The following is a 16,043-nucleotide window of genomic DNA, read 5'->3' on the forward strand; positions in this document are numbered from 1 at the left end:
TCGAGCCGGGTATGCAGCTCGCGCAGCCGTTCGCCGTCGGTGTCCACCACCGTGATGTCATTCTCCTCGCGGGCCAGGTGCTCGGCCAGCGTGCCGCCGACCTGGCCGGCGCCCAGGATGATGATCTTCATATGCTGTCATGCCCATCAAACGACTCTGCGACGCCGTTATGGCGCCGCAGCATCCGTGGCTAGCATAAACCAGCCGAAGGTGATGTAACAGGTGCGTATGGTGCTGTCCGCCGTCAGTCTAAGGTGAAGCCCACCTTGAGAGTGACCTGCCAGTGGCCGACACGGCCGTTCTCGATATGCCCGCGGGTATCGGTCACTTCGAACCAGCGCATGCCGTGAAGGGATTGGGAAGCCTTGTCGAGAGCGCGCTGAATGGCGTCCTCGATGCTCTTCTCGGAAGAACCGGTCAGTTCGATATGCTTGTAGACATGATCGCTCATGGGTGCTCCTTGCTCGTGTGAACGATGGGCGGAGTCGGGTTCAACTCCGCTTCTTCAGTCTGGCATAAAAGAAGCCGTCGTGACTGTCGGGCTCGGGCAGCAACTGGCGCCCGGGACCCACCACGCGGCCCCAGCTCACTTCTGCGGGCGTGGTGATGCTGGCGTCGGGGGTGCGCTCGAGGAAGGCGCGGACCTGCTCGTCGTTCTCCTCACGCAATACCGAGCAGGTGGCATACAGCAGCGAACCGCCCGGACGCAGCAGCGGCCACAGGTTGTCGAGCAGGTGCGCCTGCAGCTCGGCCAGCTTGGCGATGTCGGAGGGGCGCCGCAGCCGCTTGATATCGGGGTGGCGACGAATCACGCCGGTGCCGGAGCAGGGCGCATCGAGCAGGATGGCATCGAAGGGCGTACCGTCCCACCAATCGCGAGCGGTGGCATCGGCATGCACCAGCGTGGCCGAAAGGCCGAGTCGCTCCAGAGTCTCCTCGACCCGGGCCAGGCGTACGGCGTCGCTGTCGAGCGCTAGCAGTTCGATGTCGAACAGCTCGAGCAGGTGGGCCGTCTTGCCGCCGGGAGCGCAGCAGGCGTCCAGCACCCGACCGCCGGGGCGTGGTGCCAGCGCAGGCCCCAGCAGTTCGGCGGCGAGCTGGGCGGCCTCGTCCTGTACGCTGACGTCACCCTCGGCGAAACCAGGCAGCGTCTGCACGTCGCAGGGTTTTTCCAAGGTCAGGCCATCGGGCGAGTGCGCGCATAGCCTTGCCTCGATGCCACTCTCCAGCAGTTTTGCCAGATAGGCTTCCCGGTCGCCACGGCGGCGGTTGATACGCAGCGTCATCGGCCCCGGCTGGTTGTTGGCCTCGGCAATGGCGCGCCAGTCATCGGGCCACGCCTGACGCAGCACCTTCAGCAGCCAGCGGGGATGCAGCATGGCTACCGCCGGATCCTGGTCGACCTCGGCCTGCAGTGCCGCGGATTCCCGCGTGAGCCGGCGCAGGCAGCCGTTCAACACGCGTGTCGCCCACTCCTTGCCGAGCTGGCGCGCGGCGCCAGCGGTCTCACCCACGGCGGCATGCGCCGGGATGCGCAGGTAGAGCAACTGGTAGATGCCCAGCAGCAGCAGCGCCTGGATGTCGGCGTCACGGGCCTTGAACGGTGTCTTGAGCAGGCGCTCGGCCAATGCCTCGAGGCGCGGCAGTGTGCGACAAACGCCATAGCACATCGCCTTGAACAGTGCCCGGTCGCGAATCACCACCTGATGATCGTCCAGTTCGTTGAGCGAGCCCTTGCCGGTGATCACCGGGACCAGCGCGCGGGCGGCGCTGGCGCGCACCGCCTGGCCGCCGTCCTGGACGTTCTTGCCGGCGCGGGTGGAGGGCGTGGAGCGATGCATCAGGCGCTCTCCTCGCTGGTCTGGCCCAGGATTCGCCCTGGGGCGAGCCTCTCGTTGCGAGCGTTGAGCAGGTCGCGGGCCGGCAGTGGTTTGCCTCCCGGCAATTGGGCGCGGGTGACCCGCAGTACCTCGTTACCCTGCGGGCCACAGGCGATGCGCAGGGCGTCGGCATCATGCTTGAGCAAGGTGCCCGGTGTGGCGGCGGATTCGTCATCGGGAAGGCGCATCGCTTCGGCCATCAGCAGCCGCAGCCGCTCACTGCCGAAGGCGCACCAGGTCACCGGCCAGGGGTTGAAGGCGCGCACCCTGGCGGCAAGCTCGCTGGCCGGACGGGTGAAATCGAGTTCGGCCTCGGCCTTGGAGAGCTTGGCGGCATAGGTCACGCCCTCCAGCGGCTGGGGTGTGGCGGCAAGTCCTTCGCCTGCCAGCGCGTCGAGTACCTCGACCATCGCCTCGCCGCCGAGCGTGGCCAGGGTGTCGTGCAGCTCACCGCCGGTGGTCGCCGCGGTGATAGGCGTGCGTCGCGTGAGCAGCATGGCGCCGGTGTCGAGCCCGGCGTCCATTTGCATGATGGTCACGCCGCTCTCGCTGTCGCCGGCCTCGATGGCGCGCTGGATCGGCGCGGCACCGCGCCAGCGCGGCAGCAGCGAGGCGTGAACGTTGAGGCAGCCCAGCCGGGGAACATCGAGTACCGCCTGGGGCAGGATCAGGCCGTAGGCGACCACCACCATGATGTCCGCTTCGAAGGCGGCCAGTTCGGCCTGGACCTCGGCGGACTTCAGGCTCTCGGGTTGGCGGACCGGCAGGTCATGCTCGAGGGCGAGCGACTTGACCGGGCTGGCGGTCAGCTTGCGACCTCGGCCGGCCGGCCGGTCGGGCTGGGTGTAGACGGCCACCACCCTGTGCTGGCTCTGCAGCAGGGCAGCTAGGCTGGCAGCGGCAAAATCGGGAGTGCCGGCGAAGATGACGCGCAGGGGACGGGACATGTGTCGAGCCTTGCCAGTGGATGGGTCCACTCCATCATAACGGAGACGGCCCCAAACGACGAAGGCTGACGCGGTTCGCGTCAGCCTTCAGGGTCGGTGTGCTACGGGATTCAGGCGGATTGCATCAGCTTGTGTCGCTTCTGCATCTTCTTCAGGACGCGGTCGCGCTTGAGCGCTGACAGGTAATCGACGAACAGAATGCCTTCGAGATGATCGTGTTCGTGCTGGATGCAGTGAGCCAGCAGCCCTTCGGCCTCGAGCTCGTAGGGCTTGCCGTCGCGGTCCAGCGCCTTGAGCTGCACCTTGAGCGCTCGCGGCACCTCGGCATAATACTCGGGGATCGACAGGCAGCCCTCGGACATCAGCTCGCGTTCGTCACCGATCGGCGTGTATTCCGGGTTGATCAGCACCAGAGGGTTGGCCCTGTCGTCGCTGACATCCATCACGATCACGCGACGATGGACGTCTACCTGGGTGGCGGCAAGTCCGATGCCGGAGGCATCGTACATGGTCTCGAGCATGTCGTCGACCAGCCGGCGCACCTCGTCATCGACCGTCTCGACCGGCGCGGCCTTGGTGCGCAGCCGCTCGTCGGGAAATTCGAGAATCGTCAATTTGGCCATGGCGTTGGAACCACCGTTATGCTGTCATTCGGGAATTGCCCCTATTCTAAGGGGCGGCAGGCCAGGGTGAAACCGCTGGCGTGCATATCAATTCAATAGCATTGGACTATAGCACGACACGCCGGTTCCCGGCGTGGTCGGGTGAGGGCGGCAGCGCCGAGGGCATGGGGGTGGCGGGATGGACGAGAATGCAAAGCGGCGGCAGGATGGCCCGCTGAGTCGAGCATGGGCGTTGGGGGCCGGCCTTGCCCTGCTGCTGGCGGCTTCGCTGGCCCAGGCTCAGGGGCTCAGTTGGGAGCAGGGGCTGCGCAGCGACGCGCCGGACCGCTATACGGTTGTGCGTGGCGATACCCTCTGGCATATCTCGGGACGTTTTCTGCGCCATCCCTGGCAGTGGCCGGAGGTGTGGCAGGTCAACCCGCAGATCCGCAATCCGCACCTGATCTACCCCGGCGACGTGGTCTATCTGTACGACTGCAATGGCCGCCCGTGCCTGGGGCTCGAACGCGGCCAGGGTGAAGTGCGGCTATCGCCCGAGGTTCGCCGCATCCCGGTACGCGAGGCGATCGAACCGATTCCTCTCGACACGGTCCGTCACTTCCTGCGCGACCATCGGGTCATCGACGACCCTGAAACCCTGGATGAGCTCGCCTACGTGGTGGCCGGCAACGATCGTCGCATCATCAGCGGTGCCGGCGATCGGATCTATGCCCGCGGCGAGCTGCAGCGTGCACAGCGCTACGGCATCTATCGCATTGGCGATCGCTACAGCGACGCTGCAACCGGCGAGACCCTGGGATTGGAGCTGATCAGCATCGGGCGCGCCCGGGCCGAGCGCAGTGACGGGGATATTGCCATCATGGAGGTTCTCTCCGCCAGCCAGGAGGTGCGTAACGATGACATCGTGCTGCCGCTGGAAGAGCGCGAGCTGGCCAGTGAGTTCGTGCCCCGCGCGCCGGATCATGACGTCAACGGCACTATCCTCGCCGTGCCAGGGGGCGTGCGTTTCATCGGCCGGCTGCAGGTGGTGGCGCTGGACCGAGGCCGCCGCGACGGGCTCGAAACGGGCCATGTGCTCGAAGTCGAGCAGCAGGGCGAGCGCGTCGTCGACCCGCGCACCGGCGAATCGCTGCGCCTGCCCGGTACCGATGCCGGGCTGATCATGGTGTTCCGGCCCTACGAAAGGATGAGCTATGGCCTGGTGATGCGGGCGACCCGCTCCCTCGAGGTCGGCGATCGCGTTTACAACCCCCGCCGCGGGGTGGGGGTGGCTCAGCGGTGAGCGAAGCGCAGCGTATGCCGAGCCAGCGCGATTGGCTGGCATTGATGCGGCTGCCCGGAATGGGCGCTTCGCGACTGGCAGAGATCCTGTCCGTCGCCCCGGAGTGGCCCGCCGGCTGGCTGGCTCGCTTGCCGAGCCCGGCGGCCATGGCACTGCGGCTATGGCTCGATCACCCTTCCCGCAGCCCGCTGACCCAGGCGGTAGATGCCGACCTGGCCTGGCTCGCGGCCGCGCCTGCCCGCCATCTGCTGCATCCAGGGCATCCCGCCTGGCCGGCCCTGTTGGAGCAGATCGGCGACCCGCCGCCGGTGCTCTGGGCCCTGGGTGACCTGGCCGCGCTGCAGCCGCCGCGGCTGGCCATCGTTGGTTCGCGTCGGCCCACCCGCGAGGGGCTGACCAATGCCGCGGCCTTTGGCCGTGAGCTGGCCCGACGCGACTGGTGCGTCGTCAGCGGCCTGGCACTGGGCGTCGACGGTGCCGCCCAGCAGGCTGCGCTGGAAGCCGGTGGGCGCAGCGTGGCGGTACTGGGTTGCGGCGTCGACGTGATCTATCCACCGCGCCATGCGCAGCTCTATCAGCAACTGCTCGACCGCGGTGGGCTGATTCTCTCGGAGCATCTTCCCGGTACGGCGGCGCGGCCGGCATTCTTTCCGCGACGCAACCGTATCGTTACAGGCCTTTCGCTGGGCGTGCTGGTGGTGGAAGCCGCCGAGAAGAGCGGCTCCCTGGTCAGCGCCAGGCTCGCCATGGAGCAGAACCGCGAGGTCTTCGCGCTGCCCGGCTCGATCCACAACCCCCAGGCTCGTGGCTGCCTGCGCTTGATCCGCCAGGGAGCCGTACTGGTGCGCCACGTCGACGATATCCTTGAGGAGTTGACCCAGTGGGCGGCCTCGAGCCCCGCCCTGGCTCGACCCCAGGAGATGGCATCGCAGGACGCCGGCGGCGGCGATCCACTGTTGCGTTGGCTCAGCGATGCACCCTCGCCACTCGATGCCTTGGTGAACCTGACCGGCTTGGCCGTGCCCGACTGCCAACGGCGCCTGCTGGAGCTCGAACTCGAGGGGCGGGCCGCCCAGGCGCCAGGCGGCTGGGTGCGCCTGCCTGAGGGCGCCTAGGCGTGTTAGCATGAGAGCCCTCATCAGAACCGCTGCGGTACTCTGCCGGCGGTTGCTGTACTGAATGACTTGGCAGGAGACATGACCGTGGCCGAATCGCTCGATGCAGCCGTTGCCGCGCTGCGCGCTGGCGGTGTGATTGCCTACCCTACCGAGGGTGTGTGGGGACTGGGCTGTGACCCCGACAACGACGAGGCCGTGGCCCATCTGCTGCGGCTCAAGGAGCGTGACCCGGCCAAGGGGCTGATCCTGGTAGCAGCCTCCATTGGGCAGTTCGCGCCCTGGCTCGAAGGTCTGGCGCCGGAGCTGCACGCTCCGCTGATCACCAGCTGGCCCGGCCCCAACACCTGGCTGGTGCCGCATAATGGGCGTACCCATGCGCTGGTACGCGGTGGCCACGACTGCGTCGCGCTGCGGGTCAGCGCCCACCCGGGGGTGGCGGCCCTGTGTCGGGCCTTCGGTGGCCCGCTGGTGTCGACCTCGGCCAACAAGGCCAACGAACCCTCGGCCATGAGTGCCGCCGAGGTCCGCAGTATCTTCGGCGACGAACTCGATGTCGTCGTCGAGGGGGAACTGGGCGGGCTTGACGGGCCCAGTACCATCCGCGATCTACGCAGTGGTCGGGTGCTGAGAGCCTGAGGGCACCTAGCGGCGTCTCCGGGTGGCCGGCAGGTTGGGCGCACATTCGCGAATGACACGCATCGGAAGCACAGGAAGACGACATGGCGCATGCCAATCTCGAAACGGTGAAGAGCTACCTGCTCGACCTTCAGGACAGGCTCTGCGCTGGCCTCGCTGCCGAGGACGGCGGCGCCGGCTTTCGTGAGGAGAGCTGGCAGCGCGAGGCCGGCGGTGGCGGCCGCTCGCGGGTGATCGAGAATGGCCGCGTATTCGAGAAGGGCGGGGTCAATTTCTCTCACGTTCATGGCGATCAGTTGCCGCCTTCGGCCACCGCCGCCAGGCCCCAGCTCGCCGGCCGCGGTTTCCATGCGGTGGGCGTTTCCTGGGTGTTGCATCCCGAGAACCCCCACGTGCCCACCAGCCATGGCAACGTGCGCTTCTTCATCGCCGAGAAAGCGGGTGAGGCCCCGGTATGGTGGTTCGGCGGCGGCTTCGACCTGACGCCCTACTATCCGGTGCGCGAGGACGTGGTGCACTGGCACCGGGTGGCCCGCGATGCCTGCGCCCCTTTTGGTGAGGATGTCTACCCACGCTTCAAGGCGTGGTGTGACGACTACTTCTATCTCAAGCATCGCGAGGAGACCCGCGGCGTGGGTGGGCTGTTCTTCGACGATTTCAACGAGTGGGACTTCGACGCCAGCTTCGCTTTCCAGCGCACCGTGGGCGACGCCTTTCTCGAGGCCTACCTACCCATCGTGCAGCGCCGCCGCGATACGCCCTGGAGCGAGCGCGAACGCGATTTCCAGCTCTACCGCCGTGGGCGCTACGTGGAGTTCAACCTGGTGTGGGACCGCGGCACCCTGTTCGGCTTGCAGAGCGGCGGGCGCACCGAATCGATCTTGATGTCGATGCCGCCCCTGGCACGCTGGGAGTATGGCTGGCAGCCGCAGCCGGGCAGCGCCGAAGAGGTGCTGTATCGGGAGTATCTCCATCCACGCGACTGGCTGGGGGAAGAGGAGCCTAACCCATGACTGACCGCTACTGCGTCTTTGGTAATCCCATCTCGCACTCGAAGTCGCCGGCGATCCACACCGCTTTCGCCGAGCAGACCGGTGAAGATATCGAATACACCGCCATCGCGGCGCCGCTGGACGACTTCGCCGGCGCCTGGCGCCGCTTCACGGCCGAAAGGGGGCGAGGGGCCAACGTCACCGTGCCGTTCAAGGAGGAGGCGTTTCGGCTCTGCGACACCCTGAGCCAGCGTGCACAGCGGGCCAGGGCGGTGAACACCCTGCTGCTGGGCAAGAATGGCCTCACTTATGGCGACACCACCGACGGCATCGGCCTGGCACGCGACCTCGGGCGCCATGGGGTCGCTCTGGCCGGTGCCCGTATCCTGGTGCTCGGCGCCGGCGGGGCGGTACGTGGCGTGCTGGAGCCGCTGCTGGCGGCGGGACCTGCGAGCCTGCTGGTGGCTAACCGCACCGCCGAGAAGGCCGAGGCGTTGGCTGCCGACTTCCGCGACCTCGGCACGATCAGTGGTGGCGGCTTCGACGCCGTGGCCGGCCCCTTCGATCTGGTGATCAACGGCACCAGCGCGAGCCTGGCCGGCGACCTGCCGCCGCTACCCGACGGCCTGTTCGCCGCGGGAGCCACCGCCTACGACATGATGTACGGCGCCGAGCCTACCGTCTTCCTGCGCTGGGCCGCCAAGCGTGGCGCGCACACCTTCGATGGCCTGGGCATGTTGGTGGAGCAGGCCGCCGAATCCTTCTTTCAATGGCGCGGCAAGCGTCCCGAGACCGACTCGGTGCGGGAGGCGCTGCGCGCGGGGTTGTAATCGGCGGCTCATGCCCGCCCATCGCGAATATTGCCGAAGTACGCATCCGAGCCGACCTGCCCGCCCTTGAGCGCCACCTCGAGCCCATCGAAGCCCGGTTCGTCGCTGTAGGCACGACACAGCGGTGAGCCGGGCGTCTCCGGTAGTGGTAGGCGGATGGTCAAGGCGTGGACTCGCAGCTCGCGCAGGGCGTGGCTCGAGGTATCCCCGCCGGCGATGGCGACCCGGCGCAGCCCATGGATCTCGACCAGCCGGCGCAGTAGTTGCCCCAGCGAGCGGCCGATGCGATGGCGTGCCTGCGAGCCCCCCTTTGCTATCGCCGAGGCGTTCGTCTCTGGCCCCATGGCGGTATGCAGGATCACGCTCATGCCATCGGCCAGGGCGCCATTGGCCGCCTCCAGCGCGGCCTGCATGATGTCTTCGCCGCGTTCGTCACTGATCAGTCCTTCCGCATCCAGCGCGATGGCGCGGAAGCCGTTGGTTTCGGCCCAGCGGATCTGGCGGGCCGTGACCTCCGAGCAGCTACCCGATACCACGGCGAGTTTTTCCACCGCCCTCGGCGGCGGAAAGGAAGGCGCCGCGGCGGGAATTTGCTGCTGCCGGCGCCAGGCCTCGAGCAGCGCGTATTCGACACCGGACGAGCCCACCACGTAGCCGCCCTTGGGCTGGCGGGTGCGCCACAGCTGGTGCCCGACCTCGGCCTGGTGTCGCATGTCGAGTACATCGTAGAGCAGCGCCTGATGGACTGCGCTTAGCCGGTCGATGCGCTCGTCGATATCCGGCTGGGCGAGACACAATACGTCCGCCAGGCCGATGGAGAGGGCGGTCTGGCCAGACAGGTGGCGACGCAGGTCGGCCTCGCCCATGGGGGTGACCGGATGACGGCTCATCACCGGATGACGGTCGAGACGATGCGCCTCGCCGTCGAACATGGCGAAGTGCTGGCCGAAGACGGTATAGCGCTTCAACTGCGGAGCCCCCACCACCAGCGGCACGCACGCCTGGTCGAACAGCGCCTGGCCGATCTCCAGGGCGCGGCCGATATTTCCCACTTCCGGTGCGCTGTCGAAGGTCGAGCAGACCTTGTAGTGGCAGAGTGCGGCGTCGAGCGACCGCAGCCAGGCGAGGGCATGATGCAGATGGTCGTCCATCCACGCGGGCGTCTCGCTGCGGCTGGTGCCGGCGAGCCCGATCGCTTGGCAATCGGCGAAGCGTGCCAACTGCTCATCGCTGGGCAGGTCGAGGAACAGTACGGTGGCAATGCCGCCGAGGCTCAAGGCTTCCATGACGTCGGTGGAACCGGTCAGATCGTCACCGTAGTACGACAGCAGCAGTGAAGAAGACATCAGCGGAAGCTCTCCATGGCCTGGGCGAGTTCGACGTGATCGCGTGAGTAGACCTCCGGGGCGATGCCGGCGGCGGCCGCTTCCCAAGCCTGGCGCAGGCTGGCCACGCCGCCGGCAATGCCGCCGGGATGGGCCATGATGCCGCCGCCGCAGCAGTAGATCAGGTCGCTGTTGCCCAAGGCCGCATGGGTATCCTCCACCTGGACGGCGCTCTGCCCCGAGGAGAAGACCGGCATCACCGTGTAGTCCGGCGTGGCCGGCCCGAACAGCGGTGCCTGGCAGGCCCGGGCGCTGGCGATGACGCTGTCATCCGCCTCGCTGAACTTGTTGCGTAGGCCGTTGACGTGGAGATGATCGACGCCGGCCAGGCGCCACAGCTTGTGATAGGCAGCGAAACCGATGCCCACATGCGGCGAGCGACTGAAGAGCCCCCAGCCGGCCCGGTGGCCATGCAGGGCGACCTGGCAGTGGCGGCGCAGGTGGGCGACGCCGGCCAGGCCGACGCTGTTGATCGCCACCATGACGCAGGTGCCGCCGGCGGCGACCACGTAGTCGTGGTGTACGCGCATCTCGTCGATGTCTCCGCTGATGTTGAAGGCGTACATCACCTTCTTCCCGGTGCGTTCGGCGTGGGCGTTGATCAGCGGCATGATCGCATCGACCCGCGCCCTGAGCGGGCTATGGGGACCATTGGCCTGGAGTTCGTCATCCTTGATGAAGTCGATGCCGCCCTCGATCAGTTGCTGCACCATCGCGGCGGTCTGGGCGGGCGTCAGGCCGACGCTCGGCTTGATGATGGTGCCGATCAGTGGTCCCTGCTCTACGCCGCTGAGCCACCGGGTCCCCGCGGTGCCGAACTGGGGGCCCGGATAGGCCTCGGCGAAGGCAGTAGGAAGCTCGAGATCGAGAAGCCTCAGGCCCGAGAACTCCTTCAGCTCGAAGAGATTGCCAGCGACTGTCGAAACCAGGTTGGGCAGCGACGGGCCGAGGTTCGCGAGGGGCCAGGAGAGTTCGACGAGAGCGCGCTGGTAACCGCGTCGGGCTGTTGGTGCCAGGTCTGCACGCATCGGCAGCGAGGGGCAATTGACGACTTCCAGGTGTTGGATGGACTCGACCCTGGCACCGTGCGCCTCGCGCAGGGCATCGGTTTCGCTGGCCAGACGGGTAAAGGTGCCCGAAGACTGTTCACCGGCCATTACCTGGGTGGCATGCTCGAGGTCATAGGGGGTTTCGACGAAATAGTGGGCGTGGATTCTGTCACTCATCCTGGCAGCTCCGGGGGCATTAGGGGCGCGGCTCAATAGAGCAGGTCGCGCAGCAGCAGGGAGATAGATGGCACATAGGTGATCAGCATCAGGCAGGTGATGATGGTCAGTACCGGCGGCAGCAGGTAGCGGAAGAGTTGCTCCACCGGCAGCTTGGCAACCTGGGCGGCGGCGAACAGGTTGACGCCGAGCGGTGGGGTGAACATGCCGAGGGCCAGGTTGACCACGATGATGATGCCGAAATGCACCGGGTCGATGCCGAAGCCAATGGCGATGGGGGCCAGGATCGGCGCCAGGATCAGGATGGCGGCCGAGGTCTCGATGAACATCCCCACCAGCAGCAGCAGCATGTTGATCGCCAGCAGGAAGGTATAGCGGTTGTCGAAGGAACTCTGGGCCCAGGCGCCGATGTCCGTGGCCAGCCCCGAACGCCCGATGACGAAGCTCAGGGCCGAAGCTGCCGCAATGATCAGCATGACGGCACCCGCGGACATGGCGCTCTCGCGGAAGATCCTCGGCAGATCCTGCAGGGAGATGGTGCGGTAGACCGCCATGCCCAGGAACAGCCCATAGGCCACTGCCACGGCGGAGGCTTCGGTGGGTGTGAAGATGCCGCCATAGATTCCCCCGATGATGATGACCGGCATCAGCAGGGCGAGAAAGGCGCGGCGAAAGGCGGGCCAGATCGGGCTGCGCAGCTCGCCGTCCCGGGTACCGTAACCCTTGATGCGGCACCAGATCGCGATCATCAGGATCAGTGCAGCGCCGATCAGCAACCCAGGGCCGAAGCCGGCCATGAACAGCTGGGTAATCGAAGTCTCGGTACTGACGCCATACAGGATCAACGGCACCGAGGGGGGAATGATGATGCCGAGTTCCGCCGAGGAGGCCTGGACCGAGGCGGCCATCGGGGGCGGGTAGCCGCGCTGTACCATGGCGGGAATCAGGATGGCACCGATAGCGAAGGTGGTGGCCACGCTGGAACCGGAGATGGCCGCGAAGAGCATGCAGGTGACCACGCAGGTGCAGGCCAGCCCACCCTGGATGCCGCCGACCAGGGAGCGGGCGAACTCCACCATGCGCGCGGCGATGCCACCGTTGCTCATGATGTGGCCGGCGAGGATGAAGAAGGGCACGGCCATCAGCGGAAAGCTGTCGAGGCCGACGAACATCCGCTGTGGCACGACCTGGAGAGGGACGCTGGTGAAGAAGTAGAGGCCCGCGGCGGCAGCCAGGGCGATGGCGACGGCGATGGGAATCGAGAGAGCGAAGAGCCCGACCAGCACGGAGCCGATGGCAAAGTTCATGGGTGTTCTCCTGCCTGCCGCTCACCCATGGCTGGGGCATGCCGAGCGCGGCGATGTTCCTGCTCCCGTACAAGCTGACGTGCGATGACGGCAATGGCGGCGGCGGCGCAGCCTACCGGGATGGCGGCGTAGAACCACGACATGGAAATCTCGAGCATGGCGATCTGCTGGCGGGAGACCCTTGCCGTGATCAGGTAGCCCTGCCAGACAAGCAGACCCAGCAAGGTCAACACTGCGGCGCATACCAGGCGATGGCCATGAATGCGCAGATGTGTTGGAAGGCGCGAGATGAACAGGCCGATGGCGATCATGGCGCCGTGCCAGAAGGCGGCGGCACTGACCAGGAATACGCTCCAGATGATCAGGCCGCGGGCGAGGATTTCCGACCAGGACGCGGGGTTGCCGAGAATGAAGCGGGTGAAGACTTGGTAGAAGACCAAGGCCACGGCAACGGCCAGCAGCAGGGCCGCGAGGTTATGAGTGAGCCTGACCAATCCCTGTGCCAGGGCACTGAACAGAGAGAACATGAGGGCGCTCCTCGTCATTCAGGAGGAGGCGCCGCCCGGAGGAGGCGCCCGGTCGGGGATCACTGGGTGTTGCGGATACGCTCCAGCAGGTCGCCGTTGAACTCGCCGGCGAAACGGTCGTAGACGGGCTGCACGGCGGCGCGGAACTGCTCGTAGTCGATATCTTCGACTACCTGCATGCCGTTCTCGCGTAGCAGCTCGACGCCCTCGGCTTCGATACGCGCGACCGACTCGCGGGAGGCCTGGGCTGCCGCCTGGGCCGCCTGGCGGAACCAGCCCTGTTGCTCCTCGCTGAGGCCATCCCAGTAGATCTGCGACATGACCACGGCGGTCGGCGAGTAGACGTGGCCGGTCAGGGTCAGGTGGTCCTGGATCTCCCAGATGCTGTTGACGGTCAGGATCGGGGTCGGATTCTCCTGACCGTCGATGGTGCCCTGCTGCAGCGCAGTGATCACCTCTGTCCAGGAGAGTGGGGCCGGCGCCGCACCCAGCTCGCGGAAGGTTTCCAGGTGCACCCGGTTCTCCATGGTGCGAATCTTCATGCCGCGCAAATCGTCGGGAGTCTCGACAGGGCGCAGGCTGTTGGTCAGGTGCCGAAAGCCGTTCTCGGCCCAAGCCAGGCCGATCAATCCCTCATTCTCGAACTCCGCCAGCAGCTCCTGGCCGATCTCGCCATCGAGTACGGCATGAGCGTGCTCGTAGTCACGGAACAGGAAGGGAAAATCCAGCGCATAGATTGATGGGATGAAGTTGCCGATGGGCCCTGTCGAAGTCAGCGTCAGTTCCACCGAACCGATCTGCAATCCTTCGAGAACGTCGCGCTCGCCCCCCATGGCGCTGGCAGGCTGCAGAATGATCTTGAACTCGCCGTCGCTGAGACGTTCGATCTCCTCGGCGAAGGCGCGACCGGCATCGCCGTAGTGGGAGTTCAGCGGCGGAGTGAAGGCCAGGTTCATTTCCTGTGCGGCGAGGGCGATGCCGCCCGGAAGCAGAGGAAGGGCAAGCGCAATGGCGATGGCTGTCTTCTTGAGGCTGTAGGTCTTCATGGTCGGCTCCTGATTGTTGTCGTTGTACTTGTGTCATTGTGCTGGCGGTGTCCCGAGGCTGACCTCAGGTGATACGGCGGATGCTCTCGGCGATCTCCTCGGGCTCGAAGACCCGCTTCCAGTCGTCGCGCATGAGCTGTGGCTTGGCATTCTCGATGGCTTTGTTGCAGGCGTCAGAGAACACCCCGGGCTGCTCCTCGAAGGTTACGGCGGCGAGGATATTCATATGGCCGAGCAGGAAGTCGCGGGCGCACTGCTTGTCCACTCCGCGTGCCACGACCTCATCCATGGCTTCGCGCATCACCGCCAGCAGAGTGGCGCAGACGGTTTCCGACAGGCCCGGCTCGAGCAGTGCCATCTGCTCCACGGAAACCTTGTGTGAACGCACCACGGGGGCGTAGATGGTCCTCGCGATCTCCTCGCCGAGGGCGAACATCTCCTCGGGGCCTTGCATCAGGGCACTGACGATATGCTGCTTGGCCAGATGGCCGCCGAAGAAGTCGCGCTTGGCTTGTGGATCGGTCTCGTCGTTGAAGATCGGTGGGTGACAGGGGTGGGTCACGAAGTAGACCAGGTCGTCGCGTTCCGGCAGGTGGCCGGCGAAGGGCGCGGCGGCATCGAGGGTAATCACCATGGTGCCACCGGCCATCAGCGGCGAGAGGCCCTCGGCGATGCGGCCGACCAGATTGTCGGGCACCGCCAGGATCACCACGTCGGCGCCGGGCACGGCTTGATCGGCATCCACACAGTGAATGCCGAGGCCTTGGGCGAGGCGTTCCCGTCCGGCGTCGCTGACTTCCACGTGGCTGACGTCATAGTTGGATCGTTGCAGGTTGCTGGAGAGGCGATAGCCCATCTTTCCGCCAGCACCGATCAGCGCAATTTTGGTCATGAGAGACTCCTGATCGAAGGGGTCACCGCCAGCCAGGCGGCGGTGTCGGCCGGGCTCGCGAAGCGGAAGAAGGCGTTGCCCGGCAACTGGTATGATGACATAATATCTGTACCACTTAGTCAAATGCTGCTTTAGTCGTATTTGAGCGCCACGGGGTGATGTCGATAGACTGCCAGCGCGCCTGGCACAGCTGGATTCCATCTGGGTTGGCCGTCGTCCAGAGGCTTGCGAGGAGAAGAAACATGCATCCGACACCCAAGATCACCCGGCGCAAGCTGTCCGACGAGGTCTTCGACCGGCTCTACGAGATGATCGAATCCGGGCAATACCGTCCAGGCGATACCCTGCCCTCGGAGCGGGAGTTGATGGATACCTATGGGGTAGGGCGGCCGGCGATTCGTGAAGCGATGCAGTCGTTGGAGAGAATCGGCCTAGTGGGGATCAATCATGGCCAGCGTCCCAAGGTGTTGCAGCCCACGGCGATGGGGCTGATTTCCCAGATAGACCTGACCGCACGCCATATGCTGGCCAGTTCCCCACAGGCGCTGGAGCAGTTGAAGGAGGCGAGAACTTTCTTCGAGCTGGGTATGGTAGAGAAGGCGGCGCGCCAGGCGACGCCTGAGGATGTGGCGAGGTTACGGGAGCTGGTGGCGGAGCAGCGCAGTCATTTGAATGAGGATGCTGCGGCCTTTGTGCAGGCCGACATGGCTTTCCATACGGCAATAGCCGGCATGACGCGCAATCCGATCTTTACCGCCACCAGCCAGGCGATGCTAGGCTGGCTCGCCCGCTTTCACGCCAGCATCCTGCACTGGGAAGGCAATGAAGCGATCACGCTCATGGAACATGAGCGGATCATCGACTGTATCGAAGCAGCGGAGCCCGAGCAGGCGGTCAGCGAAATGAAGAAGCACCTGGAGCGGGCTCGGGCGCTTTATGCCTTGGGCAAACCGACCTAGCCGATGATGGCTAGGCACGGTTCGCCAGGCAGGCACTCAACGCCGCTTCACATACAGCCCAATCATGCACATCACCACACCAGCCACCGACAGCAGCATGCCGCCGTTGACCAGCCATGGCTGGCGCTCTACCCAGGGAACGAAAGGCTGGGGTGTTTCACGGCATACGCCCGCCAGGTAGTCCCAGTAGCCGCTCTGGACCAGGGTGCATTCGCGTACGTCGCTGAGTTCCCAGAAATACACGCCCATCAGTACGAAGATGGGCAGAATCAACAGCAGCAGTCCAAGACGTAACATCAGCTTTCCAAAGTTGAAATAGGGCTTGGGGAGACGCTGATTTATGCCGCGAGCGATGAGAGGCTGGTCGCCGCCGGAGCGCAGAACCGAGCGAAG

Annotated in this window: 18 protein-coding genes; 6 read left to right on the forward strand and 12 right to left on the reverse strand. The window is 65.9% G+C overall.

What is annotated here, in order from left to right; translation table 11 throughout:
- From SPH52_RS14290 to def, 5 genes are all read right to left on the reverse strand, one after another.
- Positions 1 to 131, reverse strand: a 131-nt coding sequence (locus SPH52_RS14290; RefSeq protein WP_411796058.1) for an NAD-binding protein, incomplete at its 3' end; no start/stop codon positions are given.
- A gap of 113 nt (positions 132 to 244) precedes the next feature.
- Complete coding sequence (locus SPH52_RS14295) at positions 245 to 451, reverse strand: dodecin (protein WP_411795708.1); 207 nt, start codon at positions 449 to 451, stop codon at positions 245 to 247.
- A gap of 40 nt (positions 452 to 491) precedes the next feature.
- Positions 492 to 1,841, reverse strand: coding sequence for a 16S rRNA (cytosine(967)-C(5))-methyltransferase RsmB (gene rsmB, locus SPH52_RS14300; RefSeq protein ID WP_411795709.1), 1,350 nt, complete (start codon positions 1,839 to 1,841; stop codon positions 492 to 494).
- The gene (fmt, locus tag SPH52_RS14305) at positions 1,841 to 2,827 is read right to left on the reverse strand and encodes a methionyl-tRNA formyltransferase (protein ID WP_411795710.1); all 987 of its coding nucleotides are present in this window, start codon (positions 2,825 to 2,827) and stop codon (positions 1,841 to 1,843) included. Before fmt ends, rsmB begins: the two co-directional genes overlap by 1 nt.
- 110 nt (positions 2,828 to 2,937) lie before the next feature.
- Positions 2,938 to 3,450, reverse strand: a complete 513-nt coding sequence (gene def, locus SPH52_RS14310) for a peptide deformylase (RefSeq protein ID WP_411795711.1) — start codon at positions 3,448 to 3,450, stop codon at positions 2,938 to 2,940.
- A gap of 178 nt (positions 3,451 to 3,628) precedes the next feature.
- On the opposite strand from def, the gene SPH52_RS14315 reads away from it, so the two are divergent.
- The 5 genes from SPH52_RS14315 (at position 3,629) to aroE (ending at position 8,308) form a co-directional block, all read left to right on the forward strand.
- Positions 3,629 to 4,732, forward strand: coding sequence for a LysM peptidoglycan-binding domain-containing protein (locus tag SPH52_RS14315; protein WP_411795712.1), 1,104 nt, complete (start codon positions 3,629 to 3,631; stop codon positions 4,730 to 4,732).
- A gap of 14 nt (positions 4,733 to 4,746) precedes the next feature.
- Positions 4,747 to 5,847, forward strand: a complete 1,101-nt coding sequence (gene dprA / locus SPH52_RS14320) for a DNA-processing protein DprA (protein WP_411796059.1) — start codon at positions 4,747 to 4,749, stop codon at positions 5,845 to 5,847.
- An 81-nt stretch (positions 5,848 to 5,928) separates the two neighbouring features.
- On the forward strand, positions 5,929 to 6,486 hold the full coding sequence (locus tag SPH52_RS14325) for an L-threonylcarbamoyladenylate synthase (RefSeq protein ID WP_411795713.1): 558 nt from the start codon (positions 5,929 to 5,931) through the stop codon (positions 6,484 to 6,486).
- An 83-nt stretch (positions 6,487 to 6,569) separates the two neighbouring features.
- Positions 6,570 to 7,499, forward strand: a complete 930-nt coding sequence (hemF, locus tag SPH52_RS14330; RefSeq protein WP_411795714.1) for an oxygen-dependent coproporphyrinogen oxidase — start codon at positions 6,570 to 6,572, stop codon at positions 7,497 to 7,499.
- Positions 7,496 to 8,308 carry a shikimate dehydrogenase gene (aroE, locus tag SPH52_RS14335; RefSeq protein WP_411795715.1) on the forward strand — a complete coding sequence of 271 codons (813 nt, stop codon included), beginning with the start codon at positions 7,496 to 7,498 and terminating at the stop codon, positions 8,306 to 8,308. The genes hemF and aroE overlap by 4 nt, the downstream gene beginning before the upstream one ends.
- Before the next feature lie 8 nt (positions 8,309 to 8,316).
- Here the strand turns inward: aroE and SPH52_RS14340 are convergent, their stop codons facing one another.
- From SPH52_RS14340 to SPH52_RS14365, 6 genes are all read right to left on the reverse strand, one after another.
- Positions 8,317 to 9,654 (reverse strand): four-carbon acid sugar kinase family protein, encoded by a 1,338-nt coding sequence (locus SPH52_RS14340; protein ID WP_411795716.1) that lies wholly within the window; start codon positions 9,652 to 9,654, stop codon positions 8,317 to 8,319.
- The gene (locus SPH52_RS14345) at positions 9,654 to 10,919 is read right to left on the reverse strand and encodes a ribulose-bisphosphate carboxylase large subunit family protein (RefSeq protein ID WP_411795717.1); all 1,266 of its coding nucleotides are present in this window, start codon (positions 10,917 to 10,919) and stop codon (positions 9,654 to 9,656) included. The genes SPH52_RS14340 and SPH52_RS14345 overlap by 1 nt, the downstream gene beginning before the upstream one ends.
- 32 nt (positions 10,920 to 10,951) lie before the next feature.
- Positions 10,952 to 12,226 carry a TRAP transporter large permease gene (locus SPH52_RS14350; RefSeq protein WP_411795718.1) on the reverse strand — a complete coding sequence of 425 codons (1,275 nt, stop codon included), beginning with the start codon at positions 12,224 to 12,226 and terminating at the stop codon, positions 10,952 to 10,954.
- Positions 12,223 to 12,753, reverse strand: coding sequence for a TRAP transporter small permease (locus tag SPH52_RS14355; RefSeq protein WP_411795719.1), 531 nt, complete (start codon positions 12,751 to 12,753; stop codon positions 12,223 to 12,225). The genes SPH52_RS14350 and SPH52_RS14355 overlap by 4 nt, the downstream gene beginning before the upstream one ends.
- Before the next feature lie 59 nt (positions 12,754 to 12,812).
- Positions 12,813 to 13,799 (reverse strand): TRAP transporter substrate-binding protein, encoded by a 987-nt coding sequence (locus SPH52_RS14360; protein ID WP_411795720.1) that lies wholly within the window; start codon positions 13,797 to 13,799, stop codon positions 12,813 to 12,815.
- A gap of 64 nt (positions 13,800 to 13,863) precedes the next feature.
- Entirely contained in the window at positions 13,864 to 14,691 is an 828-nt protein-coding gene (locus SPH52_RS14365; protein ID WP_411795721.1) for a phosphogluconate dehydrogenase C-terminal domain-containing protein, read from the reverse strand.
- A gap of 242 nt (positions 14,692 to 14,933) precedes the next feature.
- Between SPH52_RS14365 and SPH52_RS14370 the strand changes: the two genes are divergently transcribed.
- The gene (locus tag SPH52_RS14370; protein ID WP_411795722.1) at positions 14,934 to 15,650 is read left to right on the forward strand and encodes a transcriptional regulator NanR; all 717 of its coding nucleotides are present in this window, start codon (positions 14,934 to 14,936) and stop codon (positions 15,648 to 15,650) included.
- 36 nt (positions 15,651 to 15,686) lie between these two features.
- Here SPH52_RS14370 and SPH52_RS14375 read toward each other — a convergent pair whose 3' ends face one another.
- Complete coding sequence (locus SPH52_RS14375; RefSeq protein WP_411795723.1) at positions 15,687 to 15,947, reverse strand: hypothetical protein; 261 nt, start codon at positions 15,945 to 15,947, stop codon at positions 15,687 to 15,689.
- Positions 15,948 to 16,043 lie beyond the last annotated feature (96 nt).

The organism is Halomonas sp. A29, assembly GCF_046723295.1.
Classification (GTDB): Bacteria; Pseudomonadota; Gammaproteobacteria; order Pseudomonadales; family Halomonadaceae; genus Halomonas.